Origin of the sequence: Acidovorax delafieldii 2AN (assembly GCF_000175235.1) — a bacterium.
Lineage (GTDB): Bacteria > Pseudomonadota > Gammaproteobacteria > Burkholderiales > Burkholderiaceae_C > Acidovorax > Acidovorax delafieldii_B.
This window is the reverse complement of the sequence record NZ_ACQT01000484.1, coordinates 1-1,417: the sequence shown is the minus strand read 5'-3', so window position 1 is coordinate 1,417 and position 1,417 is coordinate 1. Positions and strand designations below refer to the sequence as shown.

The window sequence follows — 1,417 nt, the reverse complement described above, 5'->3', positions numbered from 1 at the left end:
GCAGGCGATGGCCTGTTGCACGGCGGATTCGTCGCCGCCGTGCACCACCACGTGCTGGCCGGCGAGGCTGGTGCCTTCGTCCAAGCGGTAACGCAGTTGGTTGCCCTCATGGGCCTCCAAGCCGGAGAGCTTGAGGGTGCGCGGCACGAAGGCACCCACGCCGGTGGCGATGAACACGGCGCGTGCCTGCAGTTGCGTGCCCTGCGCGGTGCCGACGAGGAAGCCCCCTTCGGGCAGTGCCTGCACGGTGTCCACTTGCTGGCCGAGGTGGAACGTGGGAGAGAACGGCTGGATTTGCGCTTGCAGGCGTTGCACCAGTTCGTTTCCGGTGCAGGCCTGGACGGCAGGGATGTCGTAGATGGGTTTGTCCCCGTACAGCTCGGCGCACTGGCCGCCGGGGTGGGGCAGAGCGTCGATGACGTGGGCGCTCAGGCCTTGCAGGCCGAGCTGGAACACCTGGAAAAGGCCCACCGGACCCGCGCCGATGACGATGGCGTCGGTGCTGAGCATGACGAGACTCAAGGAACCCTGCGGCCCATGCGACGGGCGTGGCCCGGACCCATGCCGCCTTGCAAGGGTCCCGCAGCACTGGCGTCACCCTCCCCGCAAAACCCCGCTTTGCAAGGGACGGGAGAGGGCGCACAGCGCCACAGCGGGGTGTGCATTACCGCTGCAGGTCCTTGACCTTGCCGGGCTGGCCGTTCCACTCGTCGGCGTCGGGCAGCGCGGGCTTGCGCTTGGTGATGCTCTTCCAGCCGTCGGCAAAGGCCAGGTCGGCATTGAGCTTGATGAAGGCGATCTGGTCGGCGGGCAGGTCTTCTTCGGCAAAGATGGCGTTGGCCGGGCACTCGGGGATGCAGACGGCGCAATCGATGCACTCATCGGGATCGATGACGAGCATGTTCGGGCCTTCGCGGAAGCAGTCCACGGGGCACACGTCCACACAATCGGTGTACTTGCACTTGATGCAGTTTTCGGAGACGACGTGGGTCATGACAGGATGTGTGTGGGGCGGTGAAAACCCTCGATTTTAAAAGCTTTCACCGACCGGATTGAAGGGGCCCTGAAACCAATGTGGATTCAGAGGGTTGAGGCAGGTCAATTGACCAGGACGGCACCGGCGGTTTTGTGGCTTGCCGTGTCCACCAGGATCAGCGAGCCGAGCACGCGTGCCTGACCAAAGGGTGCCGCTGGCAGGGGTTCCTGCAGCAGCAGGTCCACGTGGCCGATGGCGTTGGGGTCAAGCTGGGCGCTGGGCTCTTCGGCCAGCGTGTTGATGTTGAGCTTGTGCACCACGGCCTTGACCTTGGCCTTGACCCAGCGGTGACCGTGCAGCGCCCAGTACACGCGGCCCGCCACCAGGGGCTCGTCGTCCATCCACGCCACGGTGGTGCGCAGTTCGCAGCTGGCCGGCCAG

The 1,417-nt window shown here is 65.6% G+C and carries 3 protein-coding genes; all 3 read right to left on the bottom strand.

The window, feature by feature from the left end; translation table 11 throughout:
* Positions 1-510, bottom strand: a 510-nt coding sequence (locus ACDELDRAFT_RS22450; protein WP_005801185.1) for an NAD(P)/FAD-dependent oxidoreductase, incomplete at its 3' end; no start/stop codon positions are given.
* Between the two features lie 154 nt (positions 511-664).
* The gene (gene fdxA / locus ACDELDRAFT_RS22445) at positions 665-994 is read right to left on the bottom strand and encodes a ferredoxin FdxA (protein WP_005801183.1); all 330 of its coding nucleotides are present in this window, start codon (positions 992-994) and stop codon (positions 665-667) included.
* 104 nt (positions 995-1,098) lie between these two features.
* The coding region (locus ACDELDRAFT_RS22440; protein WP_005801180.1) for an elongation factor 1-alpha C-terminal domain-related protein at positions 1,099-1,417 on the bottom strand (319 nt) is incomplete at its 5' end.

What these genes read in the sequence shown, in the direction of transcription:
- fdxA (WP_005801183.1), bottom strand. Translation starts at nt 994, where the DNA reads ATGACCCACGTCGTCTCCGAAAACTGCATCAAGTGCAAGTACACCGAT.